At 39.3% G+C, this 5693-nt stretch carries 3 protein-coding genes; 1 reads left to right on the top strand and 2 read right to left on the bottom strand.

Going from position 1 to position 5693, the window contains the following annotated elements; translation table 11 throughout:
* Positions 1-1875 (top strand): alkyl/aryl-sulfatase (locus tag HJG58_RS18480; RefSeq protein ID WP_170249796.1); only part of this gene is annotated, 1875 nt, incomplete at its 5' end.
* Between the two features lie 232 nt (positions 1876-2107).
* Here HJG58_RS18480 and HJG58_RS18475 read toward each other — a convergent pair.
* Together HJG58_RS18475 and HJG58_RS18470 are read right to left on the bottom strand one after the other, a co-directional pair.
* Positions 2108-3922, bottom strand: coding sequence for a relaxase family protein (locus HJG58_RS18475; RefSeq protein ID WP_170249795.1), 1815 nt, complete (start codon positions 3920-3922; stop codon positions 2108-2110).
* Entirely contained in the window at positions 3912-4322 is a 411-nt protein-coding gene (locus tag HJG58_RS18470) for a MobC family plasmid mobilization relaxosome protein (RefSeq protein WP_170249794.1), read from the bottom strand. Before HJG58_RS18470 ends, HJG58_RS18475 begins: the two co-directional genes overlap by 11 nt.
* Positions 4323-5693 lie beyond the last annotated feature (1371 nt).

Here is a 5693-nt window from a genome sequence, read left to right as displayed (position 1 = left end):
GCGGTCATTGAATCAAATAATGCGTATAAAACGAAATATAATTTAGACGATATGACAGAGTTTAATTATGCGCAAAAAGGCTTTATTGCCAAGCCAACAGGTCAAATTAAAAGTGAAAAAGGCAATGTGATCTGGGATTTTGATGCGTTTAATTTTTTAAATGATCCAGCACCAAATACTGTTAATCCTGCACTATGGCGACAAGCAAAGCTCAACAATAATGTTGGTCTATTTAAAGTGACAGATCGAGTTTGGCAAATTCGTGGTTTTGATTTGGCAAATATGACCATTATTCAGGGTGATACTGGCTGGATTATTGTGGATACATTAACCTCTAAAGAAACGGCTGAAGCAGCACTTAAATTTGCTAGGCAGCATTTAGGTGAGCAAAAAATTTCAGCCATTATCTTTACCCATAGCCATATCGATCATTTTGGTGGTGCATTAGGCGTTCTTTCTACAGAAGAAATTAACGCTAGAAAAACCCCAATTATTGCGCCACAAGGCTTTATGGAAGAAGCGACCAGTGAAAATTTGATGGCAGGTTCAGCCATGATACGTCGTGCGACCTATATGTATGGAACCTTTTTACCAAAGAATGCTGAAGGATTGGTGGATACAGGTTTAGGTAAGGCTGTTGCTGTTGGGAAAATGGGAATCCTTGAGCCTACACAACTGATCACCCAAGCAGAACAGAAAATGACCATTGATGGTTTGGATTTTGTGTTTTATAACGTGCCGGGTTCAGAAGCGCCAGCAGAGTTAACCTTCTCTATCCCATCACTGAAACTTTATAATGGCGCAGAAATTCTTTCGCATACCATGCATAATCTTTATACCCTCCGCGGTGCCAAAGTCCGTGATGCCTTAAAATGGGTAGGCTATTTAGACCAAGCAATGCAGCATGCCAAAGCATCCGATGTATTGATTGCACAACATCATTGGCCTGTCTGGGGCAATGACAATATTCAAGATTTTATTAAAACCCAGCGAGATGTTTATAAGTTCACACATGATCAGACGGTGAGATATATGAACTCTGGTTTTAATGGTGCTGAAATTGCCGAGAAAATTCAGCTTCCAGCGGCACTTGATCAAAAGCTATATGCGCATGGCTATTATGGAACCTTAAAGCATAATGTAAAAGCGATATACCAATACTATATGGGATGGTTCGATGCTCATCCTTCCAATTTAGATCCATTACCGCCTAAAGCTGTTGCAAAAAAATATATTGAGTTGGCAGGTGGGGAGAATAATGCATTAAAAAATGCGCGGGATGCCTATGCTCAAGCTGACTATAGATGGGCTGCCGAGATTTTAAAACATATTGTGTTGAATAACCCTCAAAACCAACAAGCAAAAGACTTATTGGCAAATACGTATCGTCAATTGGGCTATGCTGCTGAGGCTTCAACTTGGCGTAATTTCTTTTTGGTGGGTGCTCAAGAGCTACAAAATAATGTACCCCTACAAAATACATCTGATCCGAGTGATTTATTGATTCACACGCCAACTGAAAGATTTCTTGAAGCCATGGCGACAAATTTAGATGTGGAAAATTTAAAAAATGAAAACCAGTGTATCAATCTGGTTTTGTCGGATACCCAAGAGAATTTTTCATTATGGGTTGAAAACTCAATCATGCAGTTTAAGCGTCATGATGACAGTAAAGATTTGGCATCGGATTGCCCAACATTAACCGTAACCAAGCCCTTATATCTAAAAATGATTACAGGTCAAATAAAAGGGGTAAAAGTCCTGCTTTCTAACGAAAGTAAAGTCAAAGGCAATCCATTGGAAATTGGAAAATTCTTTGCAATGTTTAAACGTCCAGACTCAACTTTTCCAATTGTCACTCGACCAAATGATTAGGATGAAATGACTGGGCTTAAAGAACCCTACCAAATTAAAGTCTCCGCTTTTATGTGCACACATTAGTGCACATAAATACAAAATTAGTTTAATTATTTCAATAATTTACAATCAATAAAAAAGCCTAACTTGTCTAAGTCGGGCTTTTTTATTGATTCTTCACGTTTCACGCCTAATATTTAATCATTGTTCCATATTTTTGATTAGCAACAGTCGGAATCGAGCATAAACCCTACATGCCAAAATTCATGCCCCGATCTCGCTTAGGTTGGGGCTGCTCCATTTCCTTTTTCCGTTCCTTCATTTGGACGATATTCGCTTCAATAGTTCGGACGTTTCGAGCAAATTCTGCTGAGCTTTGGCTACTTGTGACGAGACTGAACGCTGTACAGTTGAGATTTTCTCCAGTACGTCCTTGCAGTTCGCTGTAATTTGGCTCATCTCTCGAACTTTGCCATTGATCTGCTCGGTATAGCTCGCTGTACTGCGTTCTAGCTCGTGAAATTGCTTCTGTATTGTCGATAATGATTTCTGTGCTTGCTGTAAGCTCTGCTGATCGCTCTCGATTGCTTTTGATTGAGCTGACAAGGCTTGGATAATCTTGGTTTGCATTGTGTCTAAAGCTTGCTGTTGCTTCTGCAATTGCACTTGTTGTTGCAGTAATTGTTGCTGTTGTTCTTCGATGATTCTCAATAATTGTGTTTCTAATTCGGTCATCGTTTAATACCCCATTGGAATCATGTAGCCATTCTGCCATTCGCCTGCTTTCTTGTTGATCTGAATACATAGGCGCTGGGCTTTGCTGTCTGGTCGCTTGCAGGTACTGATCATCAAACTGCCCCCCGATCTGTTCAAATGGTCGACCCTCATTTGTTTCTCGTTGATTACGGTATTTAGCGTCTGCATCTCGCTGTACTTGTTTTTGGTGACGAGACCAAGCGAGAAAATCGCTATAAGCAAAATAACTGCTGCTGAAATCAGTCCCATATTCAAAATGGTAAGTTTTTTCTGTACGGCTTGATTCTGGGCTTGCTGTTCTTGGCTCTGTATCTGCTCGTTTAATTGCGTTAAATGGCTCAATTTCGATTGCAGCAAGGCTTGATACTGGCTCAACTGCTTCTCGACCGTCTGGGCGTTGTTTTGAATGCTCTGGGCTATTTTCTCGTCCGACTGTTGGATAGCGGTCGCTGTGATATTGGCTCTTGTGTTCAAGCTGTCTCTGATACTCTGTGACGTTTGCTCGATACCGCTCAGAAGCTGTTCCTCTGTATTCTTCAATTCGTTGTTGTACTTCTTGTCGATATTCGCCAGTAGCTCTAAAGCCTTGCTCATAAATCTCGCCCTCTAAACGGATGGGACGTTTTGCGCCCTCATATGGGTTTTCAATGGATATGGAATTTTTTACTTGTCGGGTGACATTGATTTGATTCAATTCAAGCCATTGCACCAATTCTTGCCGATCGGCAACTTCACCATTGGCAACCGCTCGATAAACACGTTGATGTAACTGCGCTTTAAAATCCTTAATATCTTTGGGTAGGTTCTTTTTATTTAAAAATAGCTGTCGATGCTCAGGATCATCGGGGTCATACAGTGAATGCTCGGTATTGGTGATCTGCTTAAATAGATCAACTCGATCTAAATCGACTGGCGCATAGAATGGCTGTAATCGTTTTCCTGTTGAAAGCTCAACATTAGGAATCACAAAATTAAGCTCAAGCCTTGTCTCACCTGTGTCCTGATTAACTTTGTCTTGGTGCTGTACCCATAAAATTTGATATTGGTCTTTCTCTAGTCCTGGGAATAAACATTCCTCAAAATTTTGCATGATTTTCTGTTTATCCTCGTTAGATAAATCATGCTCATAAAAGGACAAACAACCACTGGTATATTTTTTGGCAAAAGGACTACTATCAATCAATTGTGCTGTCAGCTCTACATCACCACTAAGCACTTGTGCATGTTCACGCTCTCGATCTTCACCCAATAAATAATCAAGACAACCTTTTGATAAACCTGAACCATGTCGAAAAAAATCAACGATCATCTGGACGTAACTCCCGAAGCTGTTGATCAATTGAAATCAATAGATGAAGTAACTTCACTTTATCGAAAGCACCAGTACCCGCAATATCTGTATTTACTGCTTTCGCAATCTGATTCACATTGTTACCAATCCGACCAAGTTCTAAAATTAACGCTCGCTCTGTCTTGCTATACGAAGATTCAACAACCTTTGTTACTTTAATTTTTTGGTCATCTTCTGCTTTGGAATTATGAATTTTAGTTGCTTTCTCTACTGCTGCTTGTCGAAGTAACTTTGCAATCGAACCATAAGGATTATTGGAATCAAGCAATTGATATTCTGATTCTGAAAGTCTGACTTTAAAAGTTCTCTCTCGAACTGCTTTACCTTTCTTATTCTCTTCTGATTGCTGTCCTAACATTTCAATCTACCCTGCTTTGGCTTTTGTAAGCTTTAAATTGGAAAATCTTTGATTTTTCTGTTTAAAGCTTTTCGGGGGTATCGGGGGTGAAGCCCCTGATCAAGGTCACAGCTTAACACTATTGAACGAAGTTAAATAGGGGTAGATGTGTATCCTTGCTTATTTAAAAACGGACAGAATTGTTATGTGATAATTAAATCAAATGACACGGTATATAAACTCTAAGAAGTATTGGCATGAATCTTGTAAAACATCTTGTAAAACAAAAACAAAGGCGCTCAACTCTTTCTCACCGTCCCCACATCCCTCGCTTTGCTCGGGCTGATGGTGAACGTTGAGAGAGTTTCGGCAATACTTTCCCTAAGAGGCTTTGATTTAAAAAAATCAAATATCCTCTTAAGTATTGCCGATTAACCTGTAATTGGGCTGACGGAGCCACGCATCGGTCGTATCCGCACATGGTTTTGCTGACCATGCAGACAAGGACTAAAGGTTTTGCACCTTCTCCCACGCGCTCCCTGTCGAAGTATGGTGGTATCTCTGCGAGGATTACTCCAACATGCAACTTAACCAACCTATACAACTACTTCCAACGCTCCGCCTATGTGAGATCCCCTGTAAGCGGTTTAGCCTTGCGACTATCGCTACGATGCACCAGTGACACTTATTCCCTCCACATGCACCGCATATCTTCCTTAAAAAGGATGCACAGAAGCTGATAAGGCTCGAATACTGTCTATGTATTGCTTATTGGATGAACGAGAGTCAGGTAACGAAAGACTTTTTACTGATACAATGCTTGCCATTTTTTATCAATTTGATAGAATTTGAAAAGCGGTACAAGCCGAAAGGTGAAATCATAACGGTCGTCAAACCTTATGATCTTCGTTACTTGATGCTCGAACATCAAATAACTGCGTACCACCAAATTTAAGACAAAACCCCTCTAAGTTGCAAGACTCAGAGGGGTTTTTCTTTAGGTTTTAACAAAATTTTTATTTTTCTCTCCTACTAACTCATGCCCAATAAGGACTGCGTAGTTTTAATAAAAACAGGTATATTCTTGTAAAATATTATTTTATGATTCCATCATAAAAAATGATGGCTGTTATTATAATGTTTGAATTGAAAAGCTTCTATTAATTCAACACATATCAAAAATAGTATAGACAAGGAAATCAACATTTATGGATATTTTGAAGAAGGAAAGACAATGAAAGTTAAATTTTTAACGGTTTCATTGATGTTTATTTTGCCATTTTCTGTTTTTGCAGCAAATGGACAAGTCGAAAAAGCGGTCATTGAATCAAATAATGCGTATAAAACGAAATATAATTTAGACGATATGACAGAGTTTAATTATGCGCAAAA

The organism is Acinetobacter geminorum, from assembly GCF_013009345.1.
GTDB lineage: Bacteria > Pseudomonadota > Gammaproteobacteria > Pseudomonadales > Moraxellaceae > Acinetobacter > Acinetobacter geminorum.
The sequence above is the reverse complement of the archived record's forward strand: the minus strand, read 5'-3'. Positions and strand labels throughout refer to the sequence as shown.